At 63.7% G+C, this 17,252-nt stretch carries 12 protein-coding genes; 9 read left to right on the forward strand and 3 right to left on the reverse strand.

The window, feature by feature from the left end; translation table 11 throughout:
* Positions 1–48 precede the first annotated feature (48 nt).
* The 4 genes from Q5064_RS00610 to Q5064_RS00625 all read left to right on the forward strand — a co-directional run bounded on the left by Q5064_RS00610 (position 49) and on the right by Q5064_RS00625 (position 4,507).
* The gene (locus Q5064_RS00610; protein ID WP_302961364.1) at positions 49–693 is read left to right on the forward strand and encodes a 4Fe-4S dicluster domain-containing protein; all 645 of its coding nucleotides are present in this window, start codon (positions 49–51) and stop codon (positions 691–693) included.
* On the forward strand, positions 686–1,639 hold the full coding sequence (locus Q5064_RS00615) for a 4Fe-4S binding protein (RefSeq protein WP_302961366.1): 954 nt from the start codon (positions 686–688) through the stop codon (positions 1,637–1,639). Before Q5064_RS00610 ends, Q5064_RS00615 begins: the two co-directional genes overlap by 8 nt.
* A 90-nt stretch (positions 1,640–1,729) precedes the next feature.
* Positions 1,730–3,433: a helix-turn-helix transcriptional regulator gene (locus tag Q5064_RS00620; protein ID WP_302961368.1), complete on the forward strand. Its 1,704-nt coding sequence runs from the start codon at positions 1,730–1,732 to the stop codon at positions 3,431–3,433.
* A gap of 210 nt (positions 3,434–3,643) precedes the next feature.
* Entirely contained in the window at positions 3,644–4,507 is an 864-nt protein-coding gene (locus Q5064_RS00625) for a MarR family winged helix-turn-helix transcriptional regulator (RefSeq protein ID WP_302961370.1), read from the forward strand.
* Positions 4,508–4,669: 162 nt separating this feature from the next.
* Here the strand turns inward: Q5064_RS00625 and Q5064_RS00630 are convergent, their stop codons facing one another.
* Positions 4,670–6,361: an FAD-binding protein gene (locus Q5064_RS00630; RefSeq protein WP_302961372.1), complete on the reverse strand. Its 1,692-nt coding sequence runs from the start codon at positions 6,359–6,361 to the stop codon at positions 4,670–4,672.
* 249 nt (positions 6,362–6,610) lie between these two features.
* Here Q5064_RS00630 and Q5064_RS00635 point away from each other — a divergent pair, with 249 nt between their 5' ends.
* Positions 6,611–8,143, forward strand: a complete 1,533-nt coding sequence (locus tag Q5064_RS00635; RefSeq protein ID WP_302961373.1) for a helix-turn-helix transcriptional regulator — start codon at positions 6,611–6,613, stop codon at positions 8,141–8,143.
* 104 nt (positions 8,144–8,247) lie between these two features.
* On the opposite strand, the gene Q5064_RS00640 is transcribed toward Q5064_RS00635, so the two are convergent.
* Both Q5064_RS00640 and Q5064_RS00645 read right to left on the reverse strand, forming a co-directional pair.
* Positions 8,248–9,600, reverse strand: a complete 1,353-nt coding sequence (locus tag Q5064_RS00640) for a DUF4405 domain-containing protein (RefSeq protein WP_302961375.1) — start codon at positions 9,598–9,600, stop codon at positions 8,248–8,250.
* Positions 9,601–9,967: 367 nt separating this feature from the next.
* A complete protein-coding gene (locus Q5064_RS00645) occupies positions 9,968–11,647 on the reverse strand; it encodes a helix-turn-helix domain-containing protein (protein ID WP_302961377.1) in 1,680 nt (559 codons plus the stop codon).
* A 304-nt stretch (positions 11,648–11,951) separates the two neighbouring features.
* Here Q5064_RS00645 and Q5064_RS00650 point away from each other — a divergent pair, with 304 nt between their 5' ends.
* Genes Q5064_RS00650 through Q5064_RS00665 form a run of 4 tightly spaced genes read left to right on the forward strand, consistent with a single transcriptional unit; the run spans position 11,952 to position 17,215 of the window.
* Positions 11,952–12,878, forward strand: coding sequence for a hypothetical protein (locus Q5064_RS00650; RefSeq protein WP_302961378.1), 927 nt, complete (start codon positions 11,952–11,954; stop codon positions 12,876–12,878).
* 36 nt (positions 12,879–12,914) lie between these two features.
* Positions 12,915–15,803 carry a molybdopterin-dependent oxidoreductase gene (locus Q5064_RS00655; RefSeq protein WP_302961380.1) on the forward strand — a complete coding sequence of 963 codons (2,889 nt, stop codon included), beginning with the start codon at positions 12,915–12,917 and terminating at the stop codon, positions 15,801–15,803.
* Positions 15,800–16,411: a 4Fe-4S dicluster domain-containing protein gene (locus Q5064_RS00660; protein ID WP_302961382.1), complete on the forward strand. Its 612-nt coding sequence runs from the start codon at positions 15,800–15,802 to the stop codon at positions 16,409–16,411. Before Q5064_RS00655 ends, Q5064_RS00660 begins: the two co-directional genes overlap by 4 nt.
* A 12-nt stretch (positions 16,412–16,423) precedes the next feature.
* The gene (locus Q5064_RS00665; protein WP_302961384.1) at positions 16,424–17,215 is read left to right on the forward strand and encodes a DmsC/YnfH family molybdoenzyme membrane anchor subunit; all 792 of its coding nucleotides are present in this window, start codon (positions 16,424–16,426) and stop codon (positions 17,213–17,215) included.
* Positions 17,216–17,252 lie beyond the last annotated feature (37 nt).

Raw genomic sequence — 17,252 nt, forward strand, 5'->3', positions numbered from 1 at the left:
TGCCCTTTCTGAGGAAGGGGCACCTGCTCGTTTCGAGAGGAGGGATCTATGGAACACGTTCAGGGAGCCGACAGCGGTGCTCCTCGAAGCGGCTTGACGCGCCGCCAGCTTGCCATTGGAGCTGCCGGGGTTGTCGCCTTGGCGGCGGTAGGCGGGGTAGGCACGGCCTTCGCGGGGGAAGAGAGTCTCTTGCGACCCCCTGGTGGTCAGGACGAGGATCGCTTGCTAGGAGCTTGCATACGATGCGATCGCTGTCGAAGCGTATGTCCCACCAACGCCATTGATGTGGCGACGGTTGAGGATGGTCTGGTGAACGTGCGCACTCCCAAGATGAACTTCCATTTGGGATCGTGCACCACGTGCGACGGCGCCTATCTCTGCGCTCGCGTGTGTCCTACTGGCGCACTGGGAGCGTTCAATACCGAGACGGACAAGATAGGCATGGCCGTCATCGACTTCGACTTGTGCGAGGCCTATGGCATATCTGCTCAGTGCAAATACGAGTGCGTCGAGCTGTGCCCGGCTGGGGCGCTCTCCCGTACCGAGGACAACCGTCTCGTGCTCGATGAAGAGGCGTGCTGGGGATGCGGAGTATGCGAAGAGGTGTGCCCCACGAACTCCTATCGGGCCTATACCGGCTCGAAGCGCCGGGGGATTAACGTCGAGCCGTGGGAAGGGGAACGCCGTGGCTAAGAAATACGAAGGGAAAAAGCTCACGCCGAGCTTTCTGCGCAAGTGTACATTGGGGCTCGTTTTTCTCCTTGTGGTAATAGGACTGCTGTTCAATACGGGCACGGGCACACTTTCGAGTTTCGGCTTCGATACTATTGCCGCCATTTGCCCTCTTGGAGCGTTGGAGTCCCTTTTCGGCACGTGGGCTTTCGTTCCCCGCTTGATTATTGCCTTGGCAGCGGTGGTGGCCATAGTGCTTTTGGTGGGCCGGGCGTTTTGCGCTTGGGTCTGTCCGGTGCCTCCTGTCGTGGGTTTTTTCAAGACGAAGAAGCGGCGCGAGGCCGATGATGCCGAGCGCGCAGCCGCCGGACAGGCGGCCCGCGCTTGCCACGAGCAGGGTGGCTGCCCCTCCCGTTCGAAAGCCGGCATCGACTCGCGCCATATTGTGCTTTGCGGCGCGCTCGGATCGGCGGCCATCTTTGGCTTTCCCGTATTCTGCCTGGTGTGCCCTATCGGCCTCACCTTCGCCATCATGCTGGGTCTTATCCGCTTGGTGGGATTCAACGAGCCGAGCTGGAGCCTGGTGCTTTTCGCTGCAATTCTCGTTCTCGAGGTGGTTTTCCTGCGCAAATGGTGCGCCAAGATCTGCCCCGTCGGCGCATTGCTCTCGCTCATATCGCGGGCGAATCGCACGCTGCGTCCGCAGATAGATACAGCGAAGTGCCTGCGTAGCCACAAAGGTGATACCTGCGGTGTGTGCGCTGTGAGCTGTCCTGAGCACATCGACCCTCATAGCGATAAGGGCTTGGTGGCCCTTCACGAGTGCACGCGTTGCGGCGCCTGCGCCGAGGCATGTCCGGAAGGGGCCATCTCGTTTCCGCTTATGCCGAAAAAGGACGGGGAAGCTGCTCTTAACGAGGACCGTGCGCCAGCATCTGATCTCGATGAAGAGCCCGCAGGTACGTGAGGGGGGTAAATGATTATACTGATATAGGGACAATGTAGGAAGACGGCCGAGGTCTCAGCGGTCGCCAACGAGTCTAATCAGGTGAGGGCTATGGGGGCGCAGCGGCGCATGCATTTCATGGTGGGCAAGAACGGGGATGGGCGGCGCAGCAGGTCAGCTGCAGAAGCGGTAAAGGAGATAGAGGCGGAAAAGGCGGAGCAAAACCAGGCACTTCGCGATGATGATCGCCGGCTGCCGCCCCTGCCGCCGCTGCCTCTCATACTTCAGATCGTAGGCTTTGGATTTCTCGAGGCATGGATGTGGCTTGGCCTCTATGAGGGATATCCCTGCTTTCGCAGCGGGCGCACCGAGCCGGTGGCGGTGGCCGCCCTTCTGGTGGCCTTTGTGATCTTCGCCGTTTTGGTGGGGTGGATTCCCGCCATACGACGGCGCATGCCTTTAGGCGGCGTGATGGTGGCCGGTCTGTTCGCCTGTATGGCCAGCAGCGCGTGCGTTGTCTTGCATCTCGGTTCGGGCGGCCTTTCCGACCAGGCGCTTCGGTGGATCGTGCGCGGTTTATGCTTTGTGATGGGTGCGAGTACGGCGTTGCTGTTCCTCGGTTTCGGCACGCGGGCGAGCAGGCTTGCTCCTGTCCAAGCGCTGCTCGGTTTCTGCTTTTCGTTCGGAGCGGCATTCTTCGCCTTCTTTGCCGTGTCGAGTCTCGACTATCCCTACTCTGACATGGCGTTTTCGTTGCTTCCCGTCATTTCGGCGGTCTGCCTGTGGGAGCGCGCCGACATTCAGGCGCACGCCGCTCCTCGATCCTCATCGTCAGATGCGTCGAAGCAGGAAGAAGGCCAGGGTGCGACGGCTTTCGGCCGCGTGCCTCGTAACCCCGCCATTAGCGCCGGCCTTGTCTCTTCTGAAGGGGGCCATACGCGTTACGCACGAGGTTTCGTGCAGATGATCGTCGCCTTCGGGGTCTTTGCCTTCGCTGCTTCGTTCACCCAGAGTTTCGAGCCGGCGAAGGACTTTGCCTTGGGTATTGACGAGGGCTGGGTTGGCTTCTCGCTGGTGCTCGGGGTGATAGCCTGGATTCTTCTGACGGATGGATCGGTGCGTACCTTCAAGATTCTGAAGATACTCTATCAGGCGGCTATTGTGCTTATGGTGCTGAAGCTGGTGCTGCAGCCCCTTCTGACCGACGACTCCGCGTTCGCGGCCTTAAACGTCATGACCTATCTGGGGTTATTTACCGTGTTCTGGTCGCTGACGGCTTTCGTCGGCCATGTGGGGGAGGTAGATCCGGTGCGTGCTTTTGCGCTCGTGTTCGGGGTAGGGGCGCTCTGCATGGCCGCGGGGTGGGTTATCGGCTCGCACTGTTATGCCGAGCTGGGGCGCGACCGACTCTATCTTTCTATCGCCGCCGGCTGCGTGGTGGCGGTGTTCTGCACCTTCGGCTTCTCGGTGCGCAATTTTCCCTATCTCACTTTGACGGGCCGAGGCCGTCGTCGAGCGGAGGGTGGCCGTGGCGCGGAAGAGGGGGCGTCTGCAGCTGTGCCCCCAGCGCCGCGCTTGTCATTGGAGGAAATCGTAGCGCAGCTTGCCGAGGAGTGCGCCCTCACGCCGCGTGAGGCTGAGATATTCGGGCTCTTGGCCCAGGGACAGACCACTGAGGAAATCGCTGATGGGCTCGTCATCTCCTACTATACGGTACGCACCCATATTCGCAACTTGTACGCGAAGTTGGGGGCAACCACGCGAAGCGAGCTTTTGCTCATCATCTCCGAGCGCGAGCGCCGCAACGACAGCTGAGCTGCCTTCCTGGCCTACAAAACGGCGTGTCATTAATACACAGGTACCTGTTAATATGGAGAAACTGTCAGGAGTGATGTGAGGGGCTCCCTATAACACAGGTACCTGTGTATTATGTCATCGTGTCGATGGGATGGTCGGACGTGCAGGGAGCGGAAACGACCATCGCAGCCATCGCTTTCGTGACAAGTAGATAAGGAAGTGCCTTATATGAATACCCACCATACTTTGAAACCAATTCCGAACTTCGAGGACATTGATTCTCTCGACCACCGCCTCTGGCATCGCCTGGAGCGGGTGCAGATGCTGGCCGGCCGCTACATGCGGATGGAAGAGGGCGGACGCCTCTCCCGCGGCCGCGACGGCGCTCGGGGGCAGGGCCGCGTACTGCGCGCCCTGGCTTTGGTGCCCGAGATCAGCCAGAAGGATCTCACGGTGCTGCTGGACATGCGCCAGCAGTCGCTCGCTGAGCTGCTGGCCAAACTTGAGGCCAAGGGCCTTGTGGAGCGCGAGCAGGACACCGAAGACCGCCGCAGGCAGATCGTGCGTCTCACCGATGAGGGACGGGCGGCCGCCGATGAGATGGAGCCCGACGAGAGCGGGCAGTCCGAGCTCGCGCTATTCAACTGCCTGACCGATGAGGAGAAGAAGCAACTCGACGCCCTCCTCGCCCGGGTGACGGATACGCTGGAGGAGGCGGTGAGCGAGCGCATGGGACAGGGTCCTCGCCATCGCGGAGGGCGGCATGACCACGGCGGGTGCCACGGTCATGACGATCGTGGCGAGAAAGGGCGTCGTTGCGCTCGCGATGGAGAACAGCATTCCGAGGAAGAGTCGGGCCGTCGCGGACACAGCGGGCGTGGGCATCGTTCCGAGGGCGGCCCGGGTCGCCGCGGTCGCGGCGCTCGCGGCGGCGGCCAGAACGGCGGGGACCCTCGCATGAAGCACCGCTCGCAGCAGTTCGCGACGCTGGAGGGAGAGCCCCTGGGGGCCGATGATGCGGCTCCGGCCTGCGACCACAACTGCCGGCAGTGCCCGCTGCGAGGAACGACCTCCTGCATCAAGCGCCGCTAAGAGCCATCAAATGGGAAAGGCCCCGGATTCCGGGGCCTTTCTGTGCTCCGGGATGCTGCATCGAGTGTTTCTAGCGATAAGACGTCTCGAGACATCCCATGTGGCAGGGGCCCCGTCATGATGACGAGGCCCGCAGGGGAGGGAAATGTTGAGGCGAGCGCCTTAGGCGTTGTCGTAGGCTACGACGGAATCCTTGGTGTAGATCTCATCGCCGTACCAGTTGTCGGCGACGGTGCCGCCCAGGCAGTTCTCGATGAGGTGACGGGCCGCCTTGCTGCCGCACCACACGCTGGAGCTCTGGCAGGTGCCCACGTAGTAGATCTCGGTATTGAAGCCCGAGGCGGCGATGCCGGCGGCGTACAGGCCCTCGACGGGCTTGAAGGCCGCGTCCACCACCTGGGCGTTGCGGTTGATGCGGATGCCGTTGTTGGTGTTGAAGATAACTGAGCTCAACTCGAAGCCGTAGAAGGGGCCCTCGCCCATGGGCATCATGTGCTCGGCAGGCTTGGCGAACACCGAGTCGCCCGTGCCGGCGGCGCAGTCGGCCTCGTAGGTGTCCATCGTGGCGACGAAGGTGTCGGCGGGAACGCCCATGAGCTCAGCCAGCTCCTCCAGCGTGTCGGCCTTGAACACGTGGTCGTTGCCCTCGGCCAGGGCCAAATCGTCGGCGGCGTCCCACGGCTCGTTGGCGCGGTCCTCGCCCACGAGGCCCTTCATGTGGGCCATCTTGCCGGCCTGGTAGTCGTTCAGAAGACCCGTGCCGATGATGGAGAACACGCGACCCTGCTGCTCGACGGCCTTGCTGCGGGCGATGTCAGAGGGAGAGCTCTCGTCGATGAAGCGCTCGCCGTCCTGGTTCACGTAGCAGCACGAGCCGTTCATGGATGCGGCCACGGAAAGGAGCGAGTCGATGGAGAAGCCCGGCACGTGGATGTACATGCTGGAAAGGGCCACGGTGCCGCAACGGCCATGCCCGGTCTGTTCGGCCATCAGGTGGCCGTCGCCGTGCTGGTTCTCACCCATGGCCTCGCACTTGGAAAGATCCTGGGCGCTGTAGTACTGCAGCAGGTCGAAGTTGTTGGACATACCGCCCGTGGCCAGCACCACGGCCTTGGCGTTGATATTGGTGTAGGTGCCATCCGCGTTCAGGATCTGCACGCCGGTGCAGGTGTACTCGTCGTCGAGCAGCAGGGCGGTGGCGCGCGTGTTCAGGCGCAGTTCCAGGTTGGCGTACTCGGCACCGTCGAGCTGACCCTGCAGGCGCTTGATGACCGCCGAGCCGTTGCCGCCCTCGTACATGGGGCGAGCGATGGCGCTGGAGGCGGGTTTGTGCAACTGCACGCCGTGCTTCAGGTACAGCCATGCGCTGTTCATGCCGTAGTCCACGGCACGCTCGGCATACAGGATACCCCGCTTCAGGTAGGTGGATTCGGCTGCGGTCTCCGAAGCGGCGGTCAGGGCCTCTTCCCAGCTGACGCTCTCGTTGGGGGCGTTGCGCTCGGCGTAGTTGGAGTTGCCGCCGCAGATGCTGCCCTTGTCGAGCAGCAGCACCTTCGCGTCAGGCATCTGCTCGGCACAGATCATGGCGCCCATCATGCCGCCGATGCCCGTGCCCACGAACACGGCGTCGAAGTCCTCTTCGTTGGCCGCATCGTGCACGATACCGATCTCGTCGGGGTTCTCGTACAGCGAGTAACGCGTGCCGGCCTTTGCCTCGCCGGTGGCGCTCAGGTTCTGGCTGTCGCCATCGGCCGAGCCGGTGGGCGCGCAGCCGGTCAGGGCGCCGGCGGCAGCGGCCACGCCGAGCATGCCGGAACCCATCAGGAACGAGCGACGGGAAAATTGCTTTGACATTGATTCCTCCTTGCAGTTGTCTCCCCAGCGGCCCCTTGAAGGGAGCCGTTGTGTCCGAGGCCCTTGTCGGGTCATCGGTCGCACCGTTTCGCGGCGCAGGAGTATGCTACGGTCGTCTGCGATTCCCGCACATCTCGAAGATTTGGGTAAAAAGCCTAAATAACCAAAAACTTGGTATGCCCTTTAGAGTAACCTTATCTCAGAATAGTAAGGCAACATCCCCCTGTTGCTGGGAGAGGAAGAACGAGAATGATCGGGTCTCAAGTGAGGGAACGCGTAAGCGCCGCGGGGGCGATGGCCGTGCTGTGGGCGTTCTTCTTCAATGCCCGACTTTTCCCCATCTCGCTCGCCAATGACTCCTATGGTACGTTGGCGCCGCTGACGCTGTACCTCGTCTACGGACTCTCCCTTGTGATAGCAGGCGTTTGCGCGGTGTTTCTGGAACTGCAGCCGCGGGGTGCGCGCTACCGTCGCCCGTGCGCTCTGGTGGGCGGTGCCGTGGGCTTAGCCGGATCAGCTATCGTCGTGTTTCCCTACGGCGGGTTTTCCGCTGCCACGCTCATGATCGGGCTGGGTACGGGCGCGATGGCGCTCTTTTTGGTAGCGCAGTTCTGGTATTGGACGGCTCACTTGCGCGGGCGTGATCCCGCGACGGCGTTGGTGGATGCGGCCGTGGGCCTCGCTTTGTTCGGCGCCGGCGCCGCCCCGGCGGCCCTTCTGCATGCGGAATCGCCCGTCGCCTTCGCGTTGCTGCCGCTCATTTCGCTTGCCTGCACGGCGCTTTCCCCCTCGTCGGGCACCTCTTCGCGAGGAGACTTGGGCAAGCCGCTGCGCGATACCGAGGGGGTGGTGCTCGGCGAATCCGATTTGGGGGCGCTGTCTTTGGGTATCATTCGCCGCATGCTCGTGCCCTCGGTCATCTATCTGTATCTGGTGCAGGCAATGAATGTGGCGTTGGACGGACTGACGCTGCTTCCCCTTGACCTCTTCCGCCCGTGGGTGTTCGTGTTCGCGACGTTCGCTGTGGCTGTTTTGGTGCTGGGATTGTTGAGGTCCGAGATTTCTCCGGTGAAGCGACTCGCCCAATCCTTCAACATCGTCTCGGCGTTCCTGTTGGCGGCTCTGTTCGTAACGTGCTGCCAAACGGTGGGTCTTCTGCCGGTGGGCAACTACGCCGTGGTGGCTGCGAAGATTCTCCTGTGCTTCTTCATTTGGATTCTGGTTGTGCTGCGACCGGCGGTGCAGGGGAGAGGCGTTCGCTGCGTGGTGCTGCTTGCCTTGTATCTGCTGCTGGTGCTGTGGTTGCCGAATTTGGTGCAGAGCGCTATCTTGGCAGTCCATCCCACATTGCAGACTCCTGGCCAGCTCTCCTGGCTGTTCTTGGTGCTCTCTGGGATCGCTTTGGCTATCTCCGTGGGCTCGAACGCGACGATCTCCTCGTTGATAACAGGGGATCCTGCGGCTGCGCCCCTCGGAGGAGCCCCCATGCCTGCCGCTGGCGGCAAAGCTGATGCAGGCGTTGCGAATTCTACCGCCGTCGATTCGCTGGGCTCCCATCGCGCCGATGCCGTTGCCGAATTCCGGGCGCGTTACGGCCTGTCGGATCGCGAGGCGGAGATCACGCGGTTCGCCTGCGAGGGAAAGACCGCGAAGCGCATCGCTCGCGAACTGTTCATTGCCGAGAGCACAGTCTACACGCATCTTAAGCATATCTACCGTAAGGCTGGCGTGCACTCCAAGCAGGAACTGGTGGATGCGGTGGAGGGCAGCATCGCCCGCTAGATTTTGCAACTTGGGAGATTCAGACGGTCCGGCCGGCACGGTAACGTAAAGAAGGCGAGACGGTGCGTCTCGCCTTCTTCTTTTCCTGGGGTAAGGTGTGAGCTCTACGCCTGGGACTTCTTGCGGCGGCGCAGGGCCTCGTTGATGTAGTAGGTGATGGCGGCGAACAGGCCCATAACCGAGGTGAACTGGGCGATGGTCATGAGCACGTTGGGCAGCTCGACGTTGTTGCCGTGATTGCCGGAGCGCTCCTTCTTCTCGCCGCCTTCGCCGTCGCCACCCTCGGCAGCGCCTTCGTGCTCGCCGTTGCGGCCGTCCTCGGCACTGGCCTCGCCGCGATCGGCACTCTCGGCCTCCTCGCGCTCGCCGCGCTCGGAGCGCTCATCGGCTGCCTCCTCGGCGGCCTGGCCCTCGGCGCGGTCATCCCCGGCGCCCTCCGCGGCCTCGCCGCGATCGGCACTCTCGGCTCCCTCGCGCTCGCCGCGCTCGGAGCGCTCCTGGCGCTCGCCTTCCTGGGCTGCCTCGGAGCCTGCGGCGTCCGCTTTATCGCGGCCCGAGCGCTCACCGTCTGCGGTCTCGCGATCGCTGCGCTCGGCGCTTTCGGCCCCTTCGCGCTCGCCGCGCTCAGAGCGCTCGCTGCCGGCGGCCTGCTCCTCGGCACGGCCGTCTCCGGTGCCTTCCGCGGTCTCGCCGGAGTCACCGCGCTCTTCGCCGGCGGCCGCCTCCGCGCTGTCGCGCTCGGAGCGCTCGCCAGTGGTCCGCTCGCCTTCCTGGCCCTCGGCATTTTCGCGCTCGCCCGAGCCGTCGCGCGCCTCGTCGCTCTGCTCGGCAGTGCCCTCCTCGGCGCCCTTCTCGCCCTTGTCGCCATGGCCGTGGTGCTGAATGGGGATCACGGGGCACAAAAGCCACTCGCTGAAGCCGGACGTGGGTACCGAGTAGGCGCCGAAGATGACGATGGCAGCCAGCAGCACGTAGCTCACCGGTTTGGCGACGGCTGCTGGCACCTTCCACGTCTTGCGGAAGAAGCCCTTCACCATCGGCCAGTACAGACCCAAATGGATGCCGACCAGGATAAGCGACAGGGCCGAGAAGAACAGGTGTAGCGTGCGGAAGATGGAGGTGTCCATGTTCAATGCCTCGATCTGCTCCTTGAAGAGCACCTTCGAGATGAACACGCCGCTGATGACGATGATGAGGAAGCTCACGACGAGCGCGATGGAGATCCAGTAGCTGAACTTGGTCCGCGCCGGCGTTTCAGAGCTGAAGAGCTTTTTAGCGTTGTGGGCGATCCAACGCCAGTTGAACAGGCAGTGGATGAGGAACACGAGCAGAATGCCGATGCCGGCCACCTCGTGGTAGGTGAGGGTAAGCACCTTGGCCTTGTACAAGAGCACGAGGATGAGGAACATCACCACATCCAGGGCAATTTTGGCGGAGAGCTTCACTCCTTTTGCCATAGCGAGAATCCTTTCTGTTGGGGCGTTGCCGGGCGTTTTGCCCGGTAGGCAATGCGAGTCCACCCTTTCGCTGCCAGGCATGTCGAAGAGAAGGGAAGAGGAGGGGCGTGCGCTCGCAGCGGAGCGGTGGCGCTCGAACAAAGCGAAGTTAGGTTAGGGTAACTGCAAGAAAAAGTTAGAATAGGAGAACTTTCAACGGAGGATTTTGAAGGACGAGCGGAAGGGGAGGGGAGGAAATTGGGGAGGCGCCACGAGGACGCGACAGGGGCATGACGAGGGACATGACGGGGACATGGCGAGGGTGCGACGGGGTCGTGGGCGAGACCTCTCTCCACCCCCTCGCGAGGACACCCTGCGCGAGGGGGTGCTAGCGGCCCTGCTCGCGCTTGAAGCGGTTCACCAGGGCGATGAGCTCCTGGCGCGAGTGCACGTCGCACTTGCGGTAGATGCCCTTGATGTGGCTGTTCACCGTGCTCTCGGCCACGAACAGGCTCTCGGCGATCTCCTTGGCCGACTTGCTGCGGGCCGCCAGGCGCAGGGTGTCGGTCTCGCGCTTGGAGAGGCCGAAGGACTCCTGGATGCGGGTGATGGCCGCTTCGTCGGCGGCCATGGTGAAGCAGGGTGGCATGGCCGCCTCGTTGCCGAGGGGCACTCCTGTCGTCGACGTGCCCGGAGCCGCGCTGCGGGGCGCGGTGGCCGCCCGCTCGCTGGCCCCGACGCCGCGGCCTGCATCTTCCGTGCGGAGGGAGGCCTTGGTCTGGCCGGCGGCGCCCGTACCGCTCGCTCCTGTCACATCCGAGTCTCCCCGGTCGCTCGCCGGCTGCTGGGAGGCCACCATGACGGGGAAGGGAACGGCGGGAGCCTGGGCATGGGCGTTGTAGAGCATGATGGCGAGCACGGCCATGACTACGGCGACCACGAGGAAGGCGAGCGATACGGTGATGGCGATGAGGGGCAGCTGCGACACGTCGAACTGCAGCCAGCTGACGCCGCCGAGCACGAGCACGCTGGCCAGGTGGCTCGCTCCCACGACGAAGACGAGGAACACCGCCGCGGGCCGCACGATGCCCGCGTGCTTGATCTGGGCGTTGGCGAGCACCACGAGCCAGATGAACAGCTCGGTGATATTGATGCCGGCGATGGTGGGCAAATTCCCCAAGGGGGTGTCGTCCAAAAGCCCGATGCCCGTAAGCAGAATGGCGCCGATGAGGAACACGGCCACCAGCGAGAAGCTCAGGAGGTCGGCGTTGCGCTTCAGCTTGCCGTGGGGTCGGTAGAGCACGGCAAGCAGGGCGGCCAGCGCCACGAGGATGACGTAGATGAACACCCGATGGAAGGGCGGGTAGTCGAAGGCGGCATTGATGGGGTTCAAAAGGCAGCGCGTGGCGGTGGCCAGGTACACGAACACGATGGCCGGCACGAGCAGGTGCAGCGGAAGCCCCGTGAGCGGGGTGGTGCCCAGGGCGAACTTCCCCTTGGCCGGCGTGCGCAGCACTGCCAGGGCGAGCGCCATGGACACGAGCGGATAGGCGATGGAGAACAGCCAGGCGTGCAGCTCGAAGGTGAGGCGCCCCAGGGTTACCAGGGCGAAGACGAGGTAGGAGAGGATGAGGTCGAAGGCGGCCCGCCGCTGGCTCGCGTAGGCCAGCTGCACGCTCCAGAACATGAAGTAGGTGGGCACGAACACCGCCGCGAAGGCCACGCCCGCCCCCATGAACCAGCGGGCCAGCTCGTTTCCGAAGTCGCATGCCACGAGCAAGCCCAACCCGGCCGCCCCCATAAGCCCCACGGCCGCCATGGCCCCGGCGTTTGCGAAGAGCCGCTGGGTGAGGCCCTTGCGGTTCATGAGCACCAGGCCTCCCACCGTCGCCAGCATGACGACCGAGTACAGCAAGTAGAAGCCGTAGGGCGAGAGAGCCCCATCTTTGTGGAAGGAGAACGTCAGGGGATAGAGCACCTGATTGTGGATGGACGGCCATACCATGGCCATGCCGAGAATGCTCAGCACCTGTTGTTTGCGGGTAGCCCCTGCATCGGAAAGCGCCATAGCCTGCCGTACCCCCTCGAAGGTATCCTCTCACTATATATATGGAGGCGCCGGGTACACCCCACCCGAAATCGCTCACTCCATAATAGTACAAAAACCTCCCCGCCGCCCTCACCTCTTTTCTCCCCAATGACCTCCAATGGAGGGAATCGAGCGAAAAAATCTCCCCAAAACCCTCCCCAATTCCTCCCCAATTCGCTAGGGAACGCCCGCTCAGATTGCGATTCCCCAACGGGAGGGGAATACCCCGGAAACAGTTTGCGGGAAGATGCACCCATCGCAAGATCGATTGAAGGGGTAATGTATGAGTGAGGAGTTGAAGGGGGCCGCCGCAGCTTCGGCAGACGAAGTTCGCGCGAAGCTGGCCGAGCAGTTCCCCGCCATCGCCCGCATGACCGAGGGCGTGGATTTGGACGATCCGGCCGAGCTTGAGTTCGGTGGCAAGGTAGCCCACCAGATCGGCGCCGACATGTCCGGCGACCACGACGAGGAGTCGAAGGCCAAGCCCGACGAACGCGACGAGGCCATGCGCGCGGCCGCCCGTCCCCTGGACTGGCGCGCCAAGCTCGCCGAGATGGATCACGATGCCCGCGTGGCGGCCACCGTGGAGTGCCTCGGGCGCAAGAACAATCAGAAGGAAATACTCTACGACTTGCTCGTCTTCTGCCAGACCGAGCGCGGCGAGGCTGAGACCGAGGCCTTCTTAGAGGCCCACAAGCAGTTCGCCGACGGCTATCACTCCGCTCAGAAGTACCTGTACTTCATGGAGCGCACCGGCGCCATCGAGGAGCGCGAGTACGACTCCGACGGCGTGCTCATCACCGACGAGATGCGCGACGAGCTGCGCGCGATGGGCGCTCCCGAGGAGGAGATCGAGGATATGGCCGTGGAATGGCGCTTCCTCACCACTGAGGCGGGCAACGAGGCCATCGCTCAGTTCGATCCGGCCGACCGCACCCGCGAGATGCTCGCGTCCCAGAAGGAGTCGAGGCATCCCACCTTCAAGCGTCTTCTTACCTTCTGCAGCGAGCAGCCCCGCTCGCTCGACGAGATCACCACCTTCTTGGCCAACGACCCCGGGCTGGAGACGGATCCCCGCACCGGTGTCATGCGCATGCAGCCAAGTGCCTATATCGGAAAGCTCGACCAAGCAGGCGCCCTGACTTGGGAAGGTGGCTGGAAAACCACACCAGGGGGGATGGAGGTGCTCGAGACACTGAATTTCGATTGAACTTGAGAGAGTAAGGGAATGAAAGGAGTAAGGAACATGGCATTTGCCCAAACAACCCGTCGCGGTTTCCTGAAGCTGGCCGCCCTGGCCGGCGCCGCGAGTGCCGTCGGGCTCGGCGTTGAGACCAACCTTCTCGCCACCGAGAAGGCCTACGCCGAGGAAGAGGTCATCAAGCAGAAGACCTTCTGCCGTTCGTGCCCGCGTGCCTGCGGCGTCATTGCCCACATCAAGAACGGGCGCGTAATCAAGCTCGAGGGCAACCCCGACGACATCTTCTCCGCGGGCGGCATGTGCGCCAAGGGCCAGTCGGCCATCCAGGCGCTCTACCACCCCAACCGCACCAAGTACCCCATGAAGCGCGTGGGCGAGCGCGGTGTGGACAACACCTGGGAGCGCATCTCCTGGGACGAGGCCATCGACATGATCGCCAAGGCCATGGCCGACATGCGCGACAAGTACGGCCGCAACGGCCTTCTGGAGACCACCGGTGGCGGCGGCAACCCCCGCATCATCGACTCCATCGCCTTCCGCGACTACTGGGGAGCCGGCAACGTGTACGAGCCCGGCGCGGCCCAGTGCGCCATGCCCCGTACCTTCATCCAGAAGCAGATGGACGGCTGGCTGGGCTTCACCTCCATCGGCGACCAGCAGTGCATCGGCTGCTTCAACCCGAACTGGGATCTGGATGTGTTCGTGCAGATGGGCGGCGGCGGTGCGGCCTCCTCGTCCACCATTACGGCCCGCTTCTGGAACGAGCTGCGCGACCGCGGCTGCAAGTTCATCAACGTCGACCCGCGCTTCACCCACGACTCGGCTCGCGCCGATCTGTGGATCCCCATCCGCGGCGGCACAGACGTGGCGGCCATGATGTACTGGATCAACTACATCTTCCAGACCAAGTCCTACGACGAGAAGTTCCTCAAGGAATGGTCGAACCTGCCCTTCCTCGTGGACGTGACCGACAAGTCCACCTGCCCCTTCGGCGCCAAGGAAGAGCTCGGCCAGCTGCTGCGCGCGAGCCAGGTGCAGGGGCTCGACATGTCCCGCGGCGAGACCTATGTGTACTTCGACGAGAAGACCGGCAAGGTGGAGCGCGCCTTCGCCATGGGCCCGGACACCGAGGCCAACTACAACCCGCAGCTGTTCGGCACCGTGGAGGTGACCTACGCCGACGGCCAGGTGCGCACCTGCAAGACGGCCGGTCAGCTGCTCATGGAGTCGGTGGCCGACATGACCCTGGAGAAGGCCGCGGAGATCTGCTGGGTCGACGCGAGCCTGCTCGAGACCGCCGCGCAGTGGATCGCCGAGTCCACGAAGTTCGGCGGCGTGGGCAACGGCGTGTCCCACGACCAGAACATCCAGTCGGCCGAGGCCGCCATGTGCACCACGCTGATCAACCAGCTGAAGGGCACCACCCAGCAGCCCGGCGCCAACGCCTCGGGCGGCCGCTTCAAGGGCGAGTACGAGACCGGCCGCGAGCGCGGGCGCTTCACCTACTCCATGTCCTACGACGGCCGCGGCTACTTCAATCCGAACGTGGACGACGACGGCAACCCGCGCGGCCCCTACATCGAGCTGCCCGCCGTGGTCGAGCGCTTGGGCTACATCGAGCACAAGGGCCTGGGCGACTGGAAGCACTCCCAGATCCCGGCGGTGTACGACGCCATCATGACCGGCGAGCCCTACCAGCCCCGCGTGTGGTACGAGCGCTCCGGCAACAAGATGGTCACCCTGGCCGACTCCTCTTCCTGGATTAAGGCCTTCCCGAAGCTCGACTTCATCAGCCACACCTACATGTACCCCACCTCGTTCACCTTCGAGGCCGCCGACCTCATCCTGCCGGCCACCGAGTGGCTCGAGATGGACTACGCGCCGGGCGCCCACGGCGACTGCAACGGCTTCATCGTGGCCTGCGCGCTGACCTATGAGCACGTGGACGACCGCCTCATCTACGGCACCATCTTCAAGCAGCTGGCCGACAAGTACGACGACCCCTATGCCAACAACGTGTACTACGTCGACAAGGAGTACTACACCATCCGCGAGCGCGACCAGTACCTGGCCGACATCGCCATCAAGGGCATGACCTGGGAAGAGACCAAGGCCGTCAACGGCTGGCGCAACTCCACTGCCGAGGAGTTCTGGGCGGGCTACGACAAGGCCCTCAACCAGCACCTCATCGTGGACGACGAGGGCATCTACCAGGGCATGGGCTACAAGGGCCTCGACTACACCACCTGGGCCGAGGACATCGAGGACAACCCGCGCAAGAACCAGATGTACATGGATCGTCTGCTGTACATCTGCCGTCACGGCGACGACCCGGCCGGCGAGCTGCCGCCCGCGACCGAGGACTACTCCACCGTGCCGTTCTACGTGGAGCCCGCCGACTTCCGCGAGGACGACATCCGCGAGAAGTACCCGCTCATCTGCTCCAACGGACGTCTGCCCTACTTCCACCACTCCACGCTGCGCAACATCCCGTATCTGCGCGAGACCTACCCGGTCCCCGAGATCTGGATCAGCCCCGAGGCGGCTGCCGAGCGCGGCATCGAGCAGGGCGACTGGGTGAAGGTCACCTCCAAGCGCTGCGAGGAGAACGAGGTCATCGCCGACGGCATCCGCGCCAAGGCCTTCGTGACCGAGGGCATCAACCCCGGCTGCTGCTACATGGAGCGCTTCTGGAACCCCGAGTTCTTGGAAGAGGGCCAGGATGCCCGCAAGTCGTGGACGGTCTGCAACTACAACGTGCTGTCCCGCCGCGCGGCCCCGCACAACCCGGTTATGGGTACCTACAACCTGCGTTCGATCAACGTTCAGGTCGAGAAATCGACCCGCCCCGAGGGCGTGTGGTACGACGCCAAGGACTTCGAGCCCTGGATGCCCCAGCCCTGCGATAACACTGAAGGAGGCTATGTAGCATGACACGTTACGCAATCGTGGTCGACGTAGACCACTGCACCGGCTGCAAGGGTTGCGAGATCGCCTGCAAGAACGAGAACAGCATCCCGCTGGGCGAGCGCTGGAACCGCCTGCTTCTGTGCGGCCCCTACGGCGAGTACCCCAACCTGCAGCAGTACTACCTGCCCACCCACTGCCAGCAGTGCAAGAACGCTCCCTGCGTGCACGTGTGCCCCACCGGCGCCTCCTACCGCGACCCCGAGACCGACATCGTGCTCGTGGACAAGGAGAAGTGCATCGGCTGCAAGTACTGCATGATGGCCTGCCCCTACGGCGTGCGCGCCTGGAACGAGGAGGAGCGCGTGGTGGAGAAGTGCACCATGTGCCAGCACCTCACCTCCGCCGGCGAGCTGCCCCACTGCGTGAAGGTGTGCTCGGTCCAGTGCCGCTTCTACGGTGACCTGGACGATCCCGAGTCGGATGCCTCGAAGGCCATCGCCGCCAAGCCCGAGGCCGCCCACAAGCTGGCCGACATGGGCAACGATCCCAGTACGGTGTACCTCCTGTCGGACAAGTACTGCACCTGGCGCGAGAACGCCGACGACTGGCATGACATCACGAACTACGACTAAGGAGCAAGACGTATGGATATTCAATGGCCTCTGGTTCTGTTTACCCTCTTTAGCTCCATGGGCGGCTGCCTGTTCGTGTTCGTCGGCATCAACGAGTTCACGAAGAAGTCCGAGGTAAGCGGCTTTGTGCCGGGCCTCGTGGCGGGCATCCTCGCCATCGTGGGCGGCCTGTGCTCGGTGTTCCACCTCGAGCATGTGGAGCGCATCATGAACGCGCTTTCGCGCCCCACCTCCGGCATCTTCGTGGAGGCGGTGCTCATCGGCTGCTTGGTCGTGTGCGTGGCGGTGTACCTCATCTGCCTGAAGCGCGAGGCCCAGGCGGGCGTGAAGGCCTTCGCGGTGCTCGGCATCATCTTCGGCATCGCCCTGTCGTTCATGGCCGGCCACTCCTACATCATGGAGGCGGTCAGCACGTGGTCGACCGAGCTTTTGCCGCTGGGCTACCTGCTGACGGCCCTGCCCATGGGCGCGGGCCTGTACTGGGCGCTCGCCTGCAAGACCGAGGAGTCGGGCAAGTTCATGGCCATGGCGACCCTCATCTGCGGTGCGCTCGGCCTCATCGGCGCCCTGGCCTATGCCGGTGCCGTGGACGCCTTCGCCGGCGAGTCCCTCATGGTCGCCGTGGGCTCCCTGGTGTTCGCCGGGGTCGTGCCCATCGTGTGCGGCGTCATCGGCTTGAAGGCCCCCAAGGAGGCCTACGGCTGGGTGGCCTTCGCCGGTGCCACCATCGGTGCGTGCCTGTTCCGCGTCCTCATGTGGACCCTGCACACCACCGCGTTCGGCTTCTTCGGCCAGAACTTCTAGGGTAGAAAGCCGGCCGCTCTCCGGGGCGGCCGGCACC

The sequence above is a fragment of the uncultured Adlercreutzia sp. genome (assembly GCF_958431955.1).
Classification (GTDB): Bacteria; Actinomycetota; Coriobacteriia; order Coriobacteriales; family Eggerthellaceae; genus Adlercreutzia.